This window comes from Rhodococcus sp. NPDC059968 (assembly GCF_042738615.1).
In the GTDB taxonomy this organism is placed as follows: Bacteria; Actinomycetota; Actinomycetes; order Mycobacteriales; family Mycobacteriaceae; genus Rhodococcus_F.
The window spans coordinates 1-1,116 of record NZ_JBHWUE010000290.1 but is presented as its reverse complement, the minus strand read 5'-3'; the positions used below and the strand labels follow the sequence as shown (position 1 = coordinate 1,116).

Below are 1,116 nucleotides of genomic sequence, written 5' to 3'. Positions count from 1 at the left end.
TCCCCCAGCACACCGAGCGGTTCCCGACTGGTTGCCAGGATCTGCACGCGGTCCGTCCGCCGAACAATGTCGGCGGTGATTGTTCCGCACGCCTCGATCAAGTGCTCGCAGTTGTCCAAGACGATGAGTGCATGTCTTTCACCGAGGAATTCGAACAGGTAGTGACTACCGTCCGCATTCATTCCGTCTCGAATGTCGAGCGCCTCGGTAATTGCGCTGACGACAAGGTCTGGACTGGAGATCGCGGCGAGATCGACAAACCAGACGCCGCCGGTGTAGGTTCTGCGCACTTCCGCGGCGACGCGGCATGCCAGCCGTGTTTTACCCACCCCACCGAATCCGGTGAGCGTCACTATCCGAGAATCCGACAGACGCGCCTTGACCGCGGCCACTTCATTTCGGCGTCCGACGAAACTTGTCACTTCGCGAAAGAATTCGTGTGCATGGGAGACGAGTTGGTTGGCCGGCGCCATCACGTCCTCCTTTCGTTGCACGTCTTCCGGTTCGGTGTGCAGTGCCATCGCGTCGAGGGGGAAGCCATGGAGACGTTGGGATGCTCGGAGTTGCTGACCGAGTTCCGTGGCGGAGGGGCGGCCCGCCGGGGCGCCGGCCATGGCACGTTCGATGATCGCGCTGACGTCCTCGGGAATGCCGTGCTTGCGTGGGTCCGGACCGGGCTCGGCGGCGATCCTCAGGAACTGGGCCACCACCTGCTCCCCACTGCGGCGTTCGAACGCAGCGTGACCGGTCATCACAGCGAACAACGTGGCCCCGAGCCCGTACACATCGGCGGCAGCACTCGGGGGCTCGCCGGTCACCACCTCGGGGGCGGTGAACGCCGGCGACCCCGTGACGACGCCGGCGGTGGTTTCGAATCCGCCGGCGATGCGGGCGATGCCGAAATCCGTCAGTGCCGGCTCGCCGTAGTCGGTGAGCAGGATGTTCCCGGGCTTGACGTCGCGGTGAAGGATTCCGAGGCGGTGGGCAGTCTCGAGGGCACCGGCCATCTTCACCCCGAGTCGCAGCGCTTCGTCCAGCGGAAGTGGCCCGTGGCGCCGGATCCGCGCGTCGAGGGAGTCCTGGGCGTGGTAAGGCATGACGATATACGGCCGACCG

At 65.1% G+C, this 1,116-nt stretch carries 1 protein-coding gene; it reads right to left on the bottom strand.

The genetic code is table 11. The annotated features are described in order from the left end of the window. Positions 1-1,116 (bottom strand): protein kinase (locus tag ACFWAY_RS53895; protein WP_378516557.1); only part of this gene is annotated, 1,116 nt, incomplete at both ends.